Source organism: Myxococcus sp. CA039A (assembly GCF_013336645.1).
In the GTDB taxonomy this organism is placed as follows: Bacteria; Myxococcota; Myxococcia; order Myxococcales; family Myxococcaceae; genus Myxococcus; species Myxococcus llanfairpwllgwyngyllgogerychwyrndrobwllllantysiliogogogochensis.
In genome coordinates this window covers 1-17,032 of the sequence record NZ_JABUMQ010000255.1, presented here as the reverse complement: position 1 = coordinate 17,032, position 17,032 = coordinate 1, and the positions used below count along the sequence as shown (strand labels likewise).

The window sequence follows — 17,032 nt, the reverse complement described above, 5'->3', positions numbered from 1 at the left end:
ATGTGGTTCCTGGCGTCGAAGGAGCAGGGGAAGCTGGATGGGCCGTCCGAGGACATCCGCACGGAGAAGGATGCGCGTGCGGTGGCTTCGCGGACGCGGTCGCTGCAGTCGGTGGGCGTGGGGCTGTGGGTGGGTGGAGCGGTGGGCCTGGGCGTTGCGACGGGGATGTACCTGCTGGGGGCACCGGAGCCGGGCCCGCTGGCGCTGACGGTGGGGACGGATGGCACGTCCGCCTTCGTTACCGGGAGGTGGCCGTGAGGTCGCTGGTGCGCATCATGATGGCGGTGCTGGTGGCGGCGGGGTTGCTTGGCATCGCGTCGTGCATCGACGTGGATGGCGCGACGAACAAGTGGTGCCGGGAGAACCCGGGGATCTGCGACGGTGACGCGGGCGATGCCGGTGACGCGGGCGATGCCGGTGACGCGGGCGATGCCGGTGACGCGGGCGATGCCGGCGACGCGGGGCCGAGCTGGAAGCCGACAGCGGCGATGGCTGAGCCGCGCTTCAGGCACACGGCCACCCGGCTGCTCGACGGCAGGGTCCTGGTGGTGGGGGGCTTCAAGGACTGGGATGTCCCTACCGCGTCAACGCAGCTCTACGACCCCCTGAAGGACGAGTGGTCCGACGCGGGCACCCTGCCCGCCCCCCGGGCCGCGCACACGGCCACGCTTCTGAATAATGGCGAGGTCCTGATTGCAGGAGGCGAGAACGGGTCTGGACCCGTGGCCACCACGCTGCTGTACAACCCCGACGCGGGCACTTGGACGGACGCCGATAACTTGAACGAATCGCGCAGCCACCATGCCGCGGTCCTGTTGTCCTCGTCGGGAGAGGTCCTCGTCATCGGGGGCGGCTTGAGCGAGACGACAAGCCTGGCCACGGCCGAGCGCTACAACCCGATCGGCGGCTGGGTCCCCACCTCGGGTAGGCTGTCGAAGACGCGCAACATCCCGGCGGCAGTGGAGCTGCACGGGGGGGCGGTGCTGGCCGTGGGGGGCCTCGGTACAGGGCGGTTCGACGCGGAAACCTATCAGCGGGACGCCGGGAGCTGGTCGCCGGTGGCGTCCTCCATGGAGGTGCCTCGTTTCGGCCATACCGCGACATTGCTGGAGTCTGGAGAGGTGCTGGTGGTGGGCTCGGATGAGAAGCCGGGGAACCCGCCCTTCAGCAACATCGCGGAGCTGTTCGTCCCGGGCTCTCGGACCTGGAGGGATGCGGGCACGCTGACGGAGCGTCGGGGCTCGCACACGGCTACGACGCTGCTGACGAAGGACGTGCTGGTTGCCGGAGGAACCCCCGACCAGGACAGCTCGCTGCGCACCGTGCTGCTCTACCGCCCCTCGGTGGGCTGGAGGGATGGTCCCGACATGCTGGAGGCCCGCTCGCTCCATCAGGCCACTCTCCTGACATCAGGGGAGGTGCTCATCACGGGGGGCGTCGCGAACAGCGGTGCGGCGCTGCTCACAACGGAGAAGTACGTCCCCTGAGGCCGGACCCAGGGGCCACCGAGCCGCGCGCGGGCACCCTCATCCCCGAGCGCTCTCTCCGAAGCCTTCCGTGGACAGGGCCAACTCGCGCCACGCGGTGCCCCGGATGCCGCAAGACTCGCGAGGCCTGCCCGGCATCCGGTTCGCGCGCGGCCAGTACTCCCGCTGGGAGTTCGAGCGGGACGGTGAGGAGGTGCTCATTGCGGCGGACGGACGGCTGTCGCTGAATGACCAGGGATTGATGGTGGACGCGGCGCTGGCGGGAGAGGGGCTCGCGTATGTCTTTGAGGCGCAGGCCTGGAGCAGTGGCGACTGATGATGCGCGTGCTGGAGGACGGGTGTCCCCTCCGTGGGGTTCTTCCTGTACTCCCCGAGTCGGCGTCAGCTGCATCGACTTCCTCCAGGCGCCGGCTTGAGCATGGGCGCGGGCGTGACTGAAGATGGAGGGATGTCGAGCGACTTCAAGCGGCTTCTGGACAAGGCCTGGGCGTGGTTGGGTCCGCTGCCCGAAGAGGAGTTGCCGCCGTGGTCAGAGAGCATTGTCCGCCAGGTGGACCTGAAGGGATCGATGTCGAGCGACTTCAAGCGGGGACAGTCGGAGCTCTTCACGGGGCTGCTGCCTCGCCCCGAGGGGGCGCCGTGGACGAAGTACACGACGGTGCCGGTGAACCTGAGCGGCGTGCTGCCGATCGACTTCAAGCTGCGTCTGGCGGAGACCATCGCGTGGTGCCTGCCTCGTGCCGAGGCGGCTCGGGCGGGGGGCACGACGCGCACGGCGGAGCTGATGCCGCCGGTCTGCGGCCATGATGGAGACACCTTCTTGGACCTGGTGCTCAAGACTCCGGATGTCCCCAGGGAGGCGGTGGGCTTCATCACCGAGAGACGCCGTGAGGCACTGGCGCGGATGAACATGCCGCTGCCTCCGCTCGGAGATCTCGCCGGTGGATGGGTGTTCGCGACGGACTTCAACACCGACATCTGTGGCGCCGCGACGGCACCCTCGAATGGCTTCCTGGATGACTACGACGTTCCTGGCTGGGACACGTGGTTCGCGCACCAGGAAACAGGAGAGATGGGCGGCATCATCTACGGCTGGGTGCCGCCTGCCTTGCTCACGCTGGCTGAGAAGGGGTTCTACGTCATTCCCGTTACGAGCGTGTGGTGGCTCAGGGATGAGGACCTGCGTCGCCTCATGTCTTCATGACGAGGCGAGCGGAGGTCAGCGCAGCCGGGACCAGAAGGAGCGCCGCGAGGAGATGCGCTCCAGTGCGCGTTGAAGCTCCTCGTCGGCGTCGGCGTGTTTCGCGATGTCACCCATGGTGACGATGCCGATGAGGCGGTCATCGCGTTCGACGACGGGGACACGGCGAATCTGTTCGCGGGCCATGATGTCGACGAGGGTGTGAAGCGTCTCGTCGGGTGTGGCGGCCGGGACGTCGTCCGTCATCACATCCGAGGCGCGCAGTTGCTCGGGGGGTTGTCCACCCGAGAAGGCCTGGATGGCGATGTCCCTGTCGGTGACGATGCCTTCGAGGCGGCCGTGCTCGTTGACGATGGGGATGACGCCACAGTCCTCTTCCTTCATCAGTCGAGCGACCTCGCGCAGCGAGCTGTCACGTCGCGCGGTGCGCACGTTGCGAGTCATCACCTCGCGAGCGGTCAACGGCTCGCGTTGCCACCTCCTCCGCTCGGTCTCGGCCAGAGGTGACGCTCGGAAGTCCTGGCTGCGGTCCTCGCGAATGTGGTCGGCGGCGCGCGTGCGCTCTTCACGCAGTCGCTCGTCCAAACGAGAGCGCTCATCGGACGGAGCCCTCCGTGGACGGGCCTCGAAGTCGAACTCCTCGCCCGGTGAGACTTCCCTCCGCGAGCGCACCTCGGGAGCGACAGGCTCCGTGCGTGACGGAGTGCTTCCGCGCGAGCGAGCCTCGAAGTTGAACTCCTCACCCGGCGAGACTTCCCTCCGCGAGCGCACCTCGGGAGCGACAGGCTCCTCGCGTGATGGAGTGCTTCTGCGCGAACGAGCATCGAAGCTGAGCTCCTCGCCCGGCGAGACTTCCCTCCGCGAGCGCACCTCGTGAGCGACAGGCTCCTCGCGTGAAGGAGCCCTCAGTGGACGAGCCTCGAAGTTGAACTCCTCGCCCTGTGAGACCTCCCTCCGCGAGCGAACCTCGGGAGCAGCAGTCTCCTCGCGTGACGGAGTGCTCCTGCGCGAGCGAGCCTCGAAGCGGAAATCCTGGTCCGGTGTCACATCCCTCGACGAATAGTCCTCGGGCGGGCTGAACTCCCGCTGCGTTCGCGGCTCCCTTCGCGAGCGGTCCTCGAAGCCACCGCGCTCCCGACGTGCCTGTTCCTCCCGCCACGCGCGGTCCTCGCCGCTCTCCACCAGTGGCTCCCTACCCGAGCGCTCGCTCAACTCCCTCCGAGAGCGAGCCTCACGCCGGGCCCGGTCCTCATCCCACGCCTGTCCGCCGTACCCGGTGCGGTCCCATGCGCGGTACTCCGCGGGCTGGGGCGCCAGCTCCCGGTCGTGGTCCCCCATCAGCGGCCGTGGTCCGATGCCCGTGGCATAGCGGTCGTCGCGGTCATCGCGCCCGTACGGCCCACCCCGCACCCCGCCACTCGCCCAGGCCGCGCCGCCCCGGTCCTCCACATCGGTCCGAGGCTGCGCCATGCGCATCGAGGCGCCCCGGTAGAAGCGTCCCTCGCGCACGGAGGGCGACTCGTCCCGCGCCGGGTTCCAGCCCGACACATCCGACTCGCCCCGCTCCCGCGAGCCAGGCGGCGCCGCATCGGCTGCCCGAACCGGCTCCGTCCCCAGTCCAGGCCGAGAAGGCCCCAGCGTCTCACCCTTGCCGTTGTCCAAGCTTCGATGCGCCATGCCGCGAAGGCTGGAGATGCCCCCGGTCCCCACCAACCAACCCAGGTGCCCCAAGGGCGAGGACTGTTCGCTCCCTGGCAGCCCCGCCGCCGCGAGCGCCCACGAGCGAACATCCACCCCGCCTCGAACCCGACACCCCGCAACGAAAAACGCGTGCCCTCGGATGAGGACACGCGCCGGTACAGCGACACGAAGGGCGACCGCTCTCAGCAGCAGGGGTCGTTCTTCTCCTCGCAACAGGCCTGCGTGGTGGAGACCTGGGGCGCCGTGCTCTGCGTCTCGGTGGAGGAGGTGGACGTCGCCGCTCCATCGCCTCCGTGGATGCGAGCGAGGTCCTTCACGAACAGCTCCTTCAGGGTCTTCACCTTGTGGCTCTTCATGATGCATCTCCCGTCGAGGTGTGAAGCCGGCCGCCGAAACCGGCCGGCGACGTCAGCCTAGGTCTCGCCACGGAGCGCGGGAAGTGTCTCGTGTTTCACGCTGCACCGTGTCTCAGCGCCCACGCGGAGACACTGAAATGTTCCAGCTCACCAGCGCATGACACAGCGCGACGCGCTCGCATTGTCACACCGGAAGGCGCCTTGCGTCATCGCTCGTCGGCCCTCCCGGGCTCCGGACGAGCACTCGCCCCAGCCCCTCGGGCCCGCGCGCGTCCTGAAAGTCAGACGGCCCGGAGCATGTCTGTCTTCACGACGGCGTCAGTGGACCGCCCAGCGCTCGGCGATCTCCTCACAGGCGAGCACCACGTCCGTGAGCCGGCGGATGTGCGCTCGAGGCGCGGTGAAGATGGTGCCCGCGAACACATCCACCACCTGCACCATGCGGTGGTCCGACGGACCCAGTTGGCACAGGTGCTGCTCCGCGAAGCGCTGCAACATCGTCCCGATGTACTGCCCCGAGCGCTCATCCAGCGGGTGGTGCTTGGAGAAGTAGAGCTTCATCAACCCCACGCGCGGGTTGCCGTGGCGGTCCATGCGCTGGAGGATGACCTCGGGGCGCACGCTGATGGTGACGCCCGCCATCTCCAGGACAGGCGGCTCGGCGCCCACGGCGCTGACGATGGTGTCCTCCAGACCGAGCCACGGCACCACGTCCGCGAAGCGCTCCAGCGCCTCGGAACAGAGGTGGAGCCGCTGCGCCTCGAACTCCGACTGCGGCACGCTGCACGCGAAGCGGCGCTGGTGGTCGCGAAGGATGGCGGGGTCCAAATCACGACAGAGGAAGTCGGTAATCGCGTGAGACGCCTCGGGATAGCGCAGGTACTGCTGCTCGGGTGGATGCTTCTGGTCGTAGATGATGCGCTTGCGACGAGCGGGGGTCGCGATGAGGTACTCACCCAGCTTGTTCACGGACACACGCGGCAGCTCACGGACTTCCGCCATGGAGTTCCTCCCCCTGGATGCTGGCGAATGAGCACACAGTACAGAGGGGGGCTGACATTCCGTTGCTGGCGTGAGTGATTGAAAACAGGGGCCTCACCGCGCACGTAGGGCCGTCGCGGTGAGGGTCGGCCCAGACGTCAGTCCTTCTCTTCCTCCAGGCTGCCGGGGAAGGCGGTCCAGTAGAGGTCGGGGAGCGGGTTGGTGCCGGCGTCGCTGCGAGGGCCGTCACCGTCCGGGATGTCGTCGAGGATGGCGCCCGGGGTCCTCTCCGTCGGGTCCATGGGTTGGGCGCGCCGGTCCTTGTCCGGAGTGTCGCGGTCAGGCGCCGAGTCCTCCCCTGGCGCGTCCTGGTGGCGGGGCCCGGTGGGGCGCCCGTAGTAGTCCTCGGCGGGTTGGGGAGCGGGCTGTCGTCGCTTGTCCTGCGCCATGGTGGAATCCTCCGCCTGGATACGGTCGTGACGGGGAATGCGTACCGCAACCCGGCTATCGTTCCGGGCCGGAGTCCGGGGGGCAGGCGAGCAGGCGCGAGGAGCGCGCTCCCCTTGAAGGAAGAGGAGGGTGCCGATGCCCCAGAGGCGTGACGAGCCGACCGCGACGTTGACGGAGCCTCGGCTCCACCTGGGGTGCCAGTCCTGTGGGGCCCAGTTGGTGTTGGAGCCGTCGCTGCGCACCACGCGGTGTCCCTACTGCGCGGCGCCGTCCGTGGTGGAGCGTCCGCCGCGGCCCGGGGTGCCGGAGCCCGCCTTCGCGCTTGGCTTCGCGCTGACGCACGCGGCGGCGCGGGAGAAGGTGTCCCGGTGGTTGCGCTCGCGCAGTCGCTTCACCCGCAACGGCATCCGGAGCGCGGAGCCGGGGGACGTGCATGGCCTCTACGTGCCCGCGTTCCTCTACAGCGCGCTGGCGAAGTCGAGCTTCCAGGCGACCATCGGCGAGCACTACCAGGAGCGGGAGAGCTACACGACGACGGAGAATGGGAAGACGGTGACGCGCACGCGCACGGTGACGCGCACCGAGTGGCGGCCCTTGCAGGGTGAGCTGGAGGGCTACGTGGCGGACGTGCTCGTCACGGCGTCGAATGGCTTGCGCAACGAGGAGCTGGAGGCGCTGGAGCCCTTCGACTTTCGCGCGCTGGCCCGCTACACGCCGGCGCTCGTGTCCGGGTGGGTGGCGGAGGAGCCCTCGCTGACGAGGGACGCTTGTCTGGAGGGCGCGCGCCAGGAGGTGGGCGAGCTGATGTTGAACAGGCTCGGGGCGCTGATGCCGGGGGACACGCACCGGGATGTGAGCCACGACACGCGGTTGGATTGGGAGTCGCTGGACGTGTGTCTGTTGCCCGTCTGGGTGTTGCCCGTGCGCTACGCGGAAGGGGAGGAGCCCCTGCGAGTGCTCGTGAACGGGCAGACGGGGGAGGTGCATGGGAAGGCGCCTCTCTCGACGTGGAAGGTGCTGGCCGCGGTGCTGGTGGGAATCCTGCTGGTGTTGGGTGTCGTGCTGTATGTGGGGGGAGGCGTCGGATGAGCGAGGCCGCGCGGGTGGCAGCGTGTGAGCGGTGCGCGTGCGAGCTGGAGGCGGAGGACCTGCGCTGTCCCATCTGTGGACTGGCGACGCCGCCTCCGGAGCGAGCGGTGGCGACGCGCGAGCGGGCGCGGGTGGTGCGCTGCGAGAGCTGTGGGGCCGCGGTGGAGTACTCCGTGGAGGCGCGGGCGCCACGGTGTGCCTACTGCGGCGCGGTGACGCATGTGGAGATGACGGTGGACCCGGTGGACCAGGCGCAGGGGTGGTTGCCCTTCACCGTGGACCCGAAGGCCGCGAGTGAGGCGCTGGGGCGCTTCCTGGGGCACAAGGCGTTCTTCCGGCCGTCGGGCCTGGCGAAGGAGGCGTCGCTGGAGTCGATGCGTCCGCTGTGGTGGCCGGCGTGGGTGTTCCAGGCGGGTGTGGCGGTGAGCTGGACGGCGGACTCGGACGCGGGGGCGCGGCGCTCGGACTGGGCGCCGCATGCGGGGCGCACGCGCCTGGACTTCACCAACATCCTGGTCCCGGCGTCGCGAGGGCTGAAGGTGAGCGAGTGCGACACGCTGACGCCTCGCTATCGGTTCGAGCTGGCGGAGAACGAGGGGCGTGGGCCGGAGGAGGCCAGCGTCGAGCGCTTCGAGGCGACGCGCTCGGGAGCGCGGAAGACGGTGCTGGCGGCGGTGGAGCGGCTCGCGAGGGAGCATGTCCAGGAGAGCGGAGACATCCCCGGGAGCCGCTTCCGGAATGTCCATGTGGCGGTGGCGCTCTCCAGTCTGCGCACCACGCGGTGGGCGCTGCCCGTGTATGTGCTGGCCTATCGCTATCGCGGCAATCCGTACCGGGTGCTGGTGCACGGACAGGATGCGGAGCTCGTGTTCGGAGAGACGCCCATCTCCAAATGGCGCGTGCTGGGTGTCGTAGTTGCGTTCCTCGCCTTTATGGCGGCGCTGCTGTTCTTCACGGGAGGGCTGTCTTAGCGGGTGAACGGGCTGGACCTCGGAGGTCCAGCCGACAGGTCACCCACCGAGTGGAGCGCGAGGGCTCACTGCTCGGAAGTGTCGTCACGCGAAGGATGAGGCGGAAGTGCCCTCGTGCGAGGGCTCACTGCTCGGAAGAGTCGTCGTCGCGCGAGGTATCGTCGAAACTGTCGTCATCGCGAGAGGCGAGGTCCGAGCTGTCTGCCTCGTGCGAAGAGTCATCGGTCATGTCGTCCGTGCGTGAGTCCCGCCGCCCGTCCGCCTCCTCCGCGAACGAGCGAGTCACGCCCCGAAGCCCCGGCACGCCGAATACCCGCGCCGCCTCCTCCGCCAGCGCCCCAGCGGCATCGACCTCCTCGGGCCCGGAGGGCGGCACCGAAGCCGCCACACCCGGCTCCAATGGCACGGACGCCTCCTCCGCCGTCAGGTCCTCCGGATGCAGGCCGCCCTCGAGCAGCTCCGCCTGATTGCGCCGGCTCGTCGCCTCCATCGCCACGCGAGCCACCTCCTCGGCCGTCGCGTGCCGCCCCTGCCCCGGCGCATGGATGCTCAGCCACCCACGCAGCACACCCCCCATCTCATCCGCCGTCTGGAACCGGTCCGCAGGCTCCCTGCGCAGCGCGCGCAGCACCACCGCCGCCAGTCCCTCCGGCACATCCTCCACGAGCCGCGCCACCTGCTCCGGCTCCAGGCTCTGCATCCGCGCGGCCACTTCCTCCACCGGCATCCACGTGGGGCCCTGCGCCTCCAACTCGAGCCCCTCGGGCAGCGGCGGGGGCGCCGTGTCCTCCACCGCCAGCGGGTGCCGCCCCGTCAGCAGCTCCAGCAACACCAACCCCAGCGAGAAGATGTCCGAGCGCGCATCCACCGGCGCCCGCACCAGGGCCTCCGGTGACGCATACGCGATGTCGCCCTTCACCAGCGGGCGGCTCGTCTCCTCGCGTCCCTCCAGTCGAGACGCGGCCACGGTGAAGTTCGTCAGCTTCACATCCCCATGGGTCCCCACGCGGATGTTCCGCGGGCTCACATCGCGATGGACGATGCCCAGCGGCCGGTTCCAGTCATCCACCGCGCCATGCGCGTGGTGGAGCGCGTCCGCCACCTCCGCCACCACGAACGCGGCCAGCGGCGCCGACACCGGCCTGCGCCGCATCGCCGTCAGGTTCAGCAGCGTGTCCAGCGAGCGCCCCTCCACGTACTCCATGACGACGTGTGGCGCCCCCCGGTACAGCTTCATCTGGTGCACCTGCGCGATGTTGGGGTGCTTGAAGCGGAACGTCAGGCTCACCTCCTCCACCAGTCGGCGCCGCTCCACGAAGGTGGCCGGGCTGCGCAGCCGCTTCACCACCACGAGCCCGCTCTGCCCGCCCCGGTAGCGACGGCGGGCCAGCATCAACAGCTCTCCGGTGGAGCGGACCTCCAGCTTGCGGACGAACTCGAACACCGTGCCGCCCACGTTGAACAGCACCCGGGGCCGGCGCGGTCCTCCGGGAAGATCCTCCGTCGTCGTGTCGGGCGTCGTCATGGCCTGCCTTTGAACCTGGGAAGTGGTGGGACTGCTACAGGATGCCTGAGGTAACACGAAAGGCAACCCATATGGAATGTCAGAGGTTGACTGACAGTTGATGGACCTCTGGAGTTGGATGCCAAAGAGGCGGGGGAGCGCCTCAGTCGTCGCGCTTGCGCCAGGGCCGCAGCGCGCCGCTCAGGACGTGCATCCGCCTGCGCAGCCAGGACCGCCAGGGGACGGACGTCGGGGCCGCGGGCTCCGTGGGAGGTGTGCCCGGAGGACCCGAGTCCGAGCCCGCCCCGGGCCTGTCCTCCCGGCGCATCCACTGGCGAAACTCCCGCGCCTCCTCGTCTCCGTCGAAGAGCGCCTCGTCCTCCTCGGTGACGGCCTCGTGGGGAGGGCGGGGAGGAAACAGCGGCTCGTCCCAGGAGCTATCCGCCTGCTCCAGCGCCGCGCTCAGCGCCCCACACAGCTCCGCGCCCGTGGGGTAGCGGCCCGCGCCGTACTTGCTCAACAGGCGCAGCACGATGGCATCCAGCACCGGAGGGACGCGCGGGTTGAGGACGGAGGGAGGCTTGAGCTCGGCGGACTCGATGCTGGCCAGCAGCGCGGAGGGCGGCAGGTGGGCGCGGTAGGGGAAGACGCCCGTCAGCACCTCATGGAAGACCAGGCCCAGGGAGTACAGGTCATCGGTGGGCACGAAGCGATAGCGCGAGCCCGGGATGCGAGGCCCCAGCCAGAAGCGCAGCGCCTCCGGGCTGCGATAGCTGGGCGTGCCCGGAGGCAGCCGGTCCTCCGTCAGCGACGGCGCGCACGCATGGTCCCCCGAGCCGAAGTCCACCAGCACCGGCTGACCATCCGAGGCGCGGACGATGATGTTGCTGCCCTTGAGGTCTCGGTGGACGACGCCCGCGCGGTGGATGGCGTCCAGCGTGAGGGCCAGCGAGGCGAACACCTCCGTGGCCCGGCGCGGCGTGGCCTGGGGGCTGGACGCCCACCGCGACAGGGTGGGGCCCTCCACGTAGTCCATGATGAGGTAGAGGTAGCCGCGGTGCAGGTCCGGCCACCGCAGGTAGCCGAGCAGCTCCACCACGTTGGGATGGTCCAGGTGCATCAGCAGCCGGGCCTCTCGCTGGGTGCGCGCGTCCACCCGGGCCTCGTCGTTCTCGGAGGGGCCCTCCAGCGCGAACTTCAGCGCCACCGTGCCGCGCGTCTGGGTTTCCGCCAGGAAGATGGCCCCATAACCGCCGGTGGCCAGCCTCCGGATGATGCGCAGGGCGCCCAGCTCTTCAAAGGGCTGCAGCAGCAACGGGTGCGTCGATTCGAGGTCGCTCATCGCCCCGTCCTCCCCTGGCTGGACCGACCCGCGTGAGGTGCGCGGAGCGAAGGACCTTCAAGGTTGAGCTCCAGACGGCGGATTCGAAACGGGAGGTGCATGTGTGGCCTATGGATTGGACCTTGGAGGTCATTAGCACGGCGGACGCCTTTTCGGGTAGTCTCCTGCCGTGTGGGGTAGGGTTCAGGATAGGTGACGTGGTAGGGAGACTCGAAGAGAGGCGCGAGGACGATGAACCAGGAACTGGCCATCACCGTGGGCGCGGCGGCGAGGGCGGCGCGGGCCCGGCTGGGGCTCACCCAGGCGGACGTGGCCGAACGGGTGGGCATCGCGATGGAGGTCTACAGCCGCATGGAGCGGGGGCGGGTGCTGCCCAGCGTCACCACGCTGCGGCGGTTGTGTCTGGTATTGCGCATGGACGCGAACGCGCTGCTGGGATTGGCGGAGGGCCTGCCGGTGGCGCCCGGCCCCTCCGTGGCGACGCGCTCCGAGGACCCGCCCGCCCTGCGTCGGCTGGTGAGGGCGCTGCGCGCGTTGGGGCCCGACGAGCTCCGGGCCGTGGTCCAACTCGTCCACGGCGCGCTGGGGTTGCTGCGCCGCTGAGTCCCGAGCGGGAAGGGGCTTCCCGCGCCGGGGGGACGGGAAACTTGCGCCAGGGAGCGGCCGTGCGACGCTCCCGGCCATCATGCGTGAGCCCGTCGACCACAAGCTCGCGGCCATCCTGGGAGGAGCGGCTCGCGTCGCCCGCCTGCGATTGGGCCTGACCCAGAGCGACGTGGCCGAGCGCGTGGGCATGGCCATGGAGGTCTACAGTCGGCTGGAGCGGGGGCGAATGTTGCCCCGTACCCAAACGCTCAAGCGGCTGTGTGACGTCCTCCAGGTCTCCTCGGATACGCTGTTGGGTGTGGGACGGGGCGGTGCCTCGCTCACGCCGGTGGCCTCCCGGAAGCCCGAGCGGGAGGACCCACTGGAGCTGCGCCGGATGACTCGCAAGCTGCGGGAGCTGGAGCCGTCCCAGCTCCGGGCGGTGTCGCGCGTGGTCAACGCCGTCGTCGCGGTGATGCCGCCCGTGGCGCCGGCGAAGCCCGTGCGCGCGGTGCGCCGCCGCAAGGCCACCGGCTAGGCGGCCCGCGGCGCGGGGCTGGGAATGCGGTGGGGCCGGGTGTTGAATCCTGGCCGGGCCGTCATCCGTCAGGGCCTTGGACGGACGTCCAGTCCCCCGCACCCCTCACGTGCGGTACCACCGTCATTCATTCCAGGAGGCCCGCCCGTGACGACGCTGCGCAAGGTGATGCTGGTGGACGATGAGGAGGACATCCGCGCCATCGGCAAGCTGAGTCTGAGCCGGGTGGGGGGCTGGGACACGGTGCTGGCCGCGTCGGGGAACGAGGCGCTGACGAAGGCCGCGGCGGAGCAGCCCGACCTCATCCTGCTGGACGTGATGATGCCCGGCATGGACGGGCCCACCACGTTCAACAAGCTGCGCGAGCAGGACGCGACGTCGCGCACGCCCATCATCTTCATGACGGCGAAGGTGCAGAAGCAGGAGGTGGCCCGCTACCTGGAGCTGGGGGCGGTGGGGGTCATCGGCAAGCCCTTCGACCCGATGACGCTGCCCAAGGAGATTCGCAAGCTGGTGCCGGAATGAGGGGCTCCCGCCTGTCCAAGCGCTCGGTGGCGCTGGCGGTGGGGGCGCTGCTCACGCTGTGCGCCCTGTTCGTGGTGGGCCGCCCGTGGGGGATGGCGGAGAGTGACGGGTATCGCACGCGGCTGCAGCAGCTTCGCCTCGCCAGCGCGGAGCTGGAGCAGGACGTGCTGCGCGCGCGGCTGGGGCTGCCGGAGCTGCATGGCTCGGAGGGCTCCGCCTTCGAGGCGCTGAAGGCTCGCGCCGAGACGCTGCGCGACGTCCCGTCCTTCCTCTCCGAGGAGGAGCGGCGGGTGATGGCGGCCTCGCTGGAGGCGTACCTGCGCGCGCTGGAGGACAACCGGGCGCTGCTCGTCCGCTCGCGGCAGGCGCAGGCGCGAGGGGAGCGGCGCGAAGCGGACGTGGCGGTGCAGGCGCTGTTGGAGCGCTCCGCCAGCGCGCAGGCCGAGCGGCTGGTCACCACGTTCCTCCAACTGCATGAGCGGGCGCAGCTGAGCAACGAGCGCTCGCGTGTCGTCTTCTTCGCGGTGTCGCTGGTGCTGGGCGCGTACGTGGTGGTGGTGCTGGTGCGGCTGTCGCGCGCGTCGGGTGAGCTGGCCACGCTCAACGACGTCCTGGAGAAGCGGGTGGAGGAGCGCGGCCGGGCGCTGCTGCTGGCGGGCGAGGAGCAGCGCACCACGGAGGCGCGCAAGGCGGCCATCCTGGAGGCGGCGCCGGACGGCATCCTGCTGGTGGACGAGGCGGGGCGGCTGTTGGAGTTGAACCCCACGGCGGAGCGCGTCTTCCGGTTGAAGGCGGCCGAGGCGGTGGGGCGGGACTTCCTGGCGCTGGCGCTGCCCGCGTCCCTGCCGGCCGGCAAGCGCGAGGACGTGGCGGCGGCGCTGCGCGAGGCGTCGGGCAACGCCACGCGACTGGAGTCGCCGTGCCTGCGCGCGGACGGGAGCATGTTCCCCGCGGAGCTGACGCTGGCGCGGGTGCCGGGAGAGGGTCCGGCGCGCTTCACCGCCTTCGTGCGCGACATCACCGAGCGCAAGGAGGTGGAGCGGATGAAGAACGAGTTCGTCTCCACGGTGAGCCACGAGCTGCGCACGCCGCTGACGTCCATCCGGGGCTCGCTGGGGCTGTTGGAGGGCGGCATCGTCGGGGAGATGCCGGAGCAGGCGCTGGACATGGTGCGCATCGCCCGCTCGAACACCGAGCGCCTCATCCGCCTCATCAACGACATCCTGGACCTGGAGAAGATGGAGGCGGGCAAGCTGGAGCTGAAGCTGGCGCCGCTGGAGGGGCTGGAGCTGGTGGAGGCGACGTTCAGTGGCCTGCGCGGCGTGGCGGACGCGGCGGGGGTGTCGCTGCGCGCGGTGGTGGAGGATGCGCCCCGGGTGAAGGGGGACAGGGACAGGCTCATCCAGGTGCTGACGAACCTGGTGTCCAACGCGGTGAAGTTCTCCCCGCGCGGGGCGGAGGTCGCGGTGCACGTGCGGCTGGAGGCGCCAGGCCGGGTGCGCTTCAGCGTCGTGGACCGGGGGCCGGGCATCCCCGAAGTGCAGCGGGGACAGTTGTTCGCGCGCTTCCATCAGCTCGACGGCTCGGACACGCGCTCCAAGGGGGGCACGGGGCTGGGGCTGGCCATCTCCCAGGCCATCGTGAACCAGCATGGCGGGAGCATCGAGGTGGAGAGCGCGCTCGGCACGGGCTCCACGTTCACCTTCACGCTGGACGCGGCGCGTTCGGTGTCGGGCTCGCATCCGGTGGTGGGCGCGTCGGTGAAGGACTCCTCCCGGTACAACGTGCTGGTGGCCACGGCGGACACGGAGTTGTCCGCGTTGTTGCGTGGGTTGCTGTCGCAAGAGGGTTACCGGGTGGTGCGGGCCGCGAGCCTCGCCGAGGCGGCGAAGGTGCTGGAGGAGACGCCGCCGGACGCGGTGGTGCTGGACACGCAGATGCCGGATGGGCAGGCGCTGGACTGGGTGCGGAGCCTGCGCGAGCAGCCGCGCACGCACGAGCTGCCGGTGCTGGCGGTGTCGGGACGCTCGGCGGAGGGCGAGGGGGTGGGGACGCCGCTGTGGGTGGACTGGATGTCGCAGCCCTTGGAGGAGTCGCGGCTGCTCAGCGCGCTGCGGCACGCCATGCGGCGGCCGGGGCAGGCGCGGGTGCTGGTGGTGGACGACGACGTGGCCACGCGGCGGGTGATTTGCGCGCGGCTGGAGCGGCTGGGGACGGTGCAGGTGTTCGAGGCGGCGGATGGGGAGAGCGCGGTGGCGTTGGCGCGCGAGACGCCGCCGGACCTCATCGTGTTGGACGTGGGGTTGCCGGGGCTGGATGGGTTCGAGGTGGTGGATATCTTGAGACAGGGGCGGGGGCGGGCCACGCCGCTCATCGTCTTCACGGGCAGGGACTTGTCGCGCGCGGACCAGCGGCAGTTGACGCTGGGGATTACGCGGCATCTGAGCAAGGCGCGCTCGTCGGAGGAGGAGCTGGTGGCCTCCGTGCGCGAGCTGCTTCATGAGCTGCTGTCCCACAAGGACGGCGGCCTGGAGAAAAGGGCTGTGTCATGAACGACGCCAAGACGCTCCTGTTCCTCGAGGACGACAAGGACTTGCAGACGCTGGTCTGTGCGTTCCTGCGGGAGAAGGGGTTCCGGGTGGAGTCGGCGCGCACGGCGGCGGAGGCGCGCACGTTGCTTGCGAAGATGCCGGTGGACGCGGCGATTGTGGACGGGTTGTTGCCGGGGGTGACGGGGGCGGACTTCATCCGGGAGCTGCGCAAGACGCAGCCGGACCTGCCGGTGTTGTTCGCCTCGGCGTTCTGGAAGGACTTGAAGAGCCACGAGCTGCTCACGCGGCAGTTGCGGGTGGCGCGCATCATCCACAAGCCCTACCGGCCGGAGGAGCTGTACCTCTGGGTGAATCAGCTCTTCACCAAGGCGTTGCCGCCCGCGCCGCCGGGGCTTCGGGCGTTGGCGGACGTGGACCTGGTGCGTGACGAGCTGGCGGCGAGCCTGGTGGCGCTGAACCAGGAGTACGGCTCGCGGCTGAAGGACAAGGTGGGGGGGCTGGAGGTGCTGCTGGGCGAGGCTCGGGTGGGCAAGCGGGAGGCGTTGGAGGAGGCGACGCTCGTCGTGCACAAGCTGCATGGGACGGCGGGCAGCTATGGGTTCACGGAGGTGAGCCTGTCGGCGGGGCGGCTGGAGGACGTGCTGCGGTCGGCGAAGGACGTCTCGCGGTTGGACTGGCGCGTGGTGGACGCGGCGTTCCGGGAGCTGGCGAGGACGGCGTCGGTGCCGGTGAAGTCCGTGCGCAAGGAGGGCCCCGCGGCGGTGTTGCCGACGGAGGGGGTGTTGTTGGTGGTGGACGAGGACGCGCGGGTGTTGGCGGAGGCGGAGCGGTTGGGGCGTGCGCACGTGGTGCGGGTGTTGCCGGCGCGGACGGCGAGTGAGGCGGTGGCGGTGGCTCGCAAGCAGTGGGTGGATGGGGTGCTCATCCACATGCATCTGGGTGGGGAGATGGGGGGCATCCAGGCGGCGCATCAATTGCGGTCGGTGGAGGGCCTGGGTTCATTGCCCCTGGGTTTCACGGAGACGGCGGGAGGGTTGGAGGACCGGGTGGCGGCGGCGCATGCAGGGGCGTCGTTGTTCCTGCCGAGGCCCTTCACGGCGCAGGACTTCGCGGCGGCGGCGGAGCGGATGGTGGCGGCGCGGCGGCCGGAGCGCGCGAGGGTGTTGGTGGTGGACGACGACCCGGAGGCGATTGCGGCGCTGGTGCACTCGCTGGCGAGCGAGCAGGTCGAGGTGGTGGGGTTGGGGGATGCGCACCAGTTGATGGAGGCTTTGGCGGAGCATCGGCCGGACCTGTTGTTGTTGGACGTGCAGATGCCGGGGCCGAGCGGGTTTGATTTGTGTCGCATCCTGCGGTCGACGCCGGCGTGGCAGGAGTTGCCGGTGTTGTTGATTACGGCGCACCTGGGGTTGGAGTTCCGGCTGGCGGCGTTCCAGGCGGGGGCGGACGACTACATCTCCAAGCCGGTGTTGAAGGAGGAGTTGAGGGCGAGGGTGCAGGCGCGGCTGGAGCGGGCGCGGCTGTCGCGGGAGCGGGCGGAGCGGGATGCGTTGACGGGGTTGTTGCTGAGGCGGCCGTTCATCGAGGGGCTGAGGGCGAGGCTGTCGGAGGCTCAGCGTCAGCAGCGCCCGTTGGCGTTGTGTTTCCTGGATGTGGACCACTTCAAGCGGGTGAATGACCGGTATGGGCACCTGGCGGGGGACAGGGTGCTGACGCGGTTGGGGAGGTTGTTGGGGGCGCGCTTCCGGAG

At 70.0% G+C, this 17,032-nt stretch carries 16 protein-coding genes and 1 pseudogene; 11 read left to right on the top strand and 6 right to left on the bottom strand.

Annotated elements, in window-relative coordinates:
• The 4 genes and pseudogenes from HR086_RS33460 to HR086_RS33445 form a co-directional block, all read left to right on the top strand.
• Positions 1-258, top strand: a pseudogene (locus HR086_RS33460) (hypothetical protein); the annotation flags it as partial.
• On the top strand, positions 255-1,487 hold the full coding sequence (locus HR086_RS33455; protein ID WP_174467655.1) for a kelch repeat-containing protein: 1,233 nt from the start codon (positions 255-257) through the stop codon (positions 1,485-1,487). The pseudogene HR086_RS33460 and the gene HR086_RS33455, both read left to right, overlap by 4 nt.
• Positions 1,488-1,557: 70 nt before the next feature.
• The gene (locus HR086_RS33450) at positions 1,558-1,803 is read left to right on the top strand and encodes a hypothetical protein (RefSeq protein WP_174467654.1); all 246 of its coding nucleotides are present in this window, start codon (positions 1,558-1,560) and stop codon (positions 1,801-1,803) included.
• 132 nt (positions 1,804-1,935) lie between these two features.
• Complete coding sequence (locus HR086_RS33445; protein ID WP_254626569.1) at positions 1,936-2,691, top strand: hypothetical protein; 756 nt, start codon at positions 1,936-1,938, stop codon at positions 2,689-2,691.
• 15 nt (positions 2,692-2,706) lie between these two features.
• On the opposite strand, the gene HR086_RS49830 is transcribed toward HR086_RS33445, so the two are convergent.
• The 4 genes from HR086_RS49830 to HR086_RS33425 form a co-directional block, all read right to left on the bottom strand.
• A complete protein-coding gene (locus tag HR086_RS49830) occupies positions 2,707-4,482 on the bottom strand; it encodes a CBS domain-containing protein (RefSeq protein ID WP_373564387.1) in 1,776 nt (591 codons plus the stop codon).
• An 89-nt stretch (positions 4,483-4,571) separates the two neighbouring features.
• Positions 4,572-4,745, bottom strand: a complete 174-nt coding sequence (locus HR086_RS33435; RefSeq protein WP_174456191.1) for a hypothetical protein — start codon at positions 4,743-4,745, stop codon at positions 4,572-4,574.
• 318 nt (positions 4,746-5,063) lie between these two features.
• Positions 5,064-5,747: a hypothetical protein gene (locus HR086_RS33430; RefSeq protein WP_141647784.1), complete on the bottom strand. Its 684-nt coding sequence runs from the start codon at positions 5,745-5,747 to the stop codon at positions 5,064-5,066.
• A 137-nt stretch (positions 5,748-5,884) separates the two neighbouring features.
• A complete protein-coding gene (locus HR086_RS33425) occupies positions 5,885-6,175 on the bottom strand; it encodes a hypothetical protein (protein ID WP_174467653.1) in 291 nt (96 codons plus the stop codon).
• 136 nt (positions 6,176-6,311) lie between these two features.
• On the opposite strand from HR086_RS33425, the gene HR086_RS33420 reads away from it, so the two are divergent.
• Both HR086_RS33420 and HR086_RS49270 read left to right on the top strand, forming a co-directional pair.
• Entirely contained in the window at positions 6,312-7,265 is a 954-nt protein-coding gene (locus HR086_RS33420; protein ID WP_174467652.1) for a hypothetical protein, read from the top strand.
• Positions 7,262-8,236: a zinc ribbon domain-containing protein gene (locus tag HR086_RS49270; protein WP_174467651.1), complete on the top strand. Its 975-nt coding sequence runs from the start codon at positions 7,262-7,264 to the stop codon at positions 8,234-8,236. Before HR086_RS33420 ends, HR086_RS49270 begins: the two co-directional genes overlap by 4 nt.
• 124 nt (positions 8,237-8,360) lie before the next feature.
• Here HR086_RS49270 and HR086_RS33410 read toward each other — a convergent pair whose 3' ends face one another.
• Entirely contained in the window at positions 8,361-9,761 is a 1,401-nt protein-coding gene (locus HR086_RS33410; RefSeq protein WP_174467650.1) for a serine/threonine-protein kinase, read from the bottom strand.
• Positions 9,762-9,903: 142 nt separating this feature from the next.
• Positions 9,904-11,082 carry a serine/threonine-protein kinase gene (locus HR086_RS33405; RefSeq protein WP_174464285.1) on the bottom strand — a complete coding sequence of 393 codons (1,179 nt, stop codon included), beginning with the start codon at positions 11,080-11,082 and terminating at the stop codon, positions 9,904-9,906.
• A 231-nt stretch (positions 11,083-11,313) separates the two neighbouring features.
• Here HR086_RS33405 and HR086_RS33400 point away from each other — a divergent pair, with 231 nt between their 5' ends.
• From HR086_RS33400 to HR086_RS33380, 5 genes are all read left to right on the top strand, one after another.
• Positions 11,314-11,685: a helix-turn-helix transcriptional regulator gene (locus HR086_RS33400; protein WP_141647789.1), complete on the top strand. Its 372-nt coding sequence runs from the start codon at positions 11,314-11,316 to the stop codon at positions 11,683-11,685.
• Positions 11,686-11,767: 82 nt separating this feature from the next.
• Positions 11,768-12,205: a helix-turn-helix domain-containing protein gene (locus tag HR086_RS33395; protein ID WP_174456196.1), complete on the top strand. Its 438-nt coding sequence runs from the start codon at positions 11,768-11,770 to the stop codon at positions 12,203-12,205.
• Positions 12,206-12,352: 147 nt separating this feature from the next.
• On the top strand, positions 12,353-12,730 hold the full coding sequence (locus HR086_RS33390; RefSeq protein ID WP_141647791.1) for a response regulator: 378 nt from the start codon (positions 12,353-12,355) through the stop codon (positions 12,728-12,730).
• Positions 12,727-15,282, top strand: a complete 2,556-nt coding sequence (locus HR086_RS49265) for a response regulator (RefSeq protein WP_174467649.1) — start codon at positions 12,727-12,729, stop codon at positions 15,280-15,282. Before HR086_RS33390 ends, HR086_RS49265 begins: the two co-directional genes overlap by 4 nt.
• Positions 15,279-17,032, top strand: a 1,754-nt coding sequence (locus HR086_RS33380) for a response regulator (protein WP_174467648.1), incomplete at its 3' end; no start/stop codon positions are given. The genes HR086_RS49265 and HR086_RS33380, both read left to right, overlap by 4 nt.

Bases quoted from the DNA above. Each gene is read 5' to 3' on its own strand.
- HR086_RS49270 (WP_174467651.1), top strand. From the start codon at position 7,262: ATGAGCGAGGCCGCGCGGGTGGCAGCGTGTGAGCGGTGCGCGTGCGAG.
- HR086_RS33425 (WP_174467653.1), bottom strand. From the start codon at position 6,175: ATGGCGCAGGACAAGCGACGACAGCCCGCTCCCCAACCCGCCGAGGAC.
- HR086_RS33430 (WP_141647784.1), bottom strand. From the start codon at position 5,747: ATGGCGGAAGTCCGTGAGCTGCCGCGTGTGTCCGTGAACAAGCTGGGT.
- HR086_RS49265 (WP_174467649.1), top strand. From the start codon at position 12,727: ATGAGGGGCTCCCGCCTGTCCAAGCGCTCGGTGGCGCTGGCGGTGGGG.
- HR086_RS33400 (WP_141647789.1), top strand. From the start codon at position 11,314: ATGAACCAGGAACTGGCCATCACCGTGGGCGCGGCGGCGAGGGCGGCG.
- HR086_RS33445 (WP_254626569.1), top strand. From the start codon at position 1,936: ATGTCGAGCGACTTCAAGCGGCTTCTGGACAAGGCCTGGGCGTGGTTG.
- HR086_RS33435 (WP_174456191.1), bottom strand. From the start codon at position 4,745: ATGAAGAGCCACAAGGTGAAGACCCTGAAGGAGCTGTTCGTGAAGGAC.
- HR086_RS33405 (WP_174464285.1), bottom strand. From the start codon at position 11,082: ATGAGCGACCTCGAATCGACGCACCCGTTGCTGCTGCAGCCCTTTGAA.
- HR086_RS33395 (WP_174456196.1), top strand. From the start codon at position 11,768: ATGCGTGAGCCCGTCGACCACAAGCTCGCGGCCATCCTGGGAGGAGCG.
- HR086_RS33420 (WP_174467652.1), top strand. From the start codon at position 6,312: ATGCCCCAGAGGCGTGACGAGCCGACCGCGACGTTGACGGAGCCTCGG.
- HR086_RS33410 (WP_174467650.1), bottom strand. From the start codon at position 9,761: ATGACGACGCCCGACACGACGACGGAGGATCTTCCCGGAGGACCGCGC.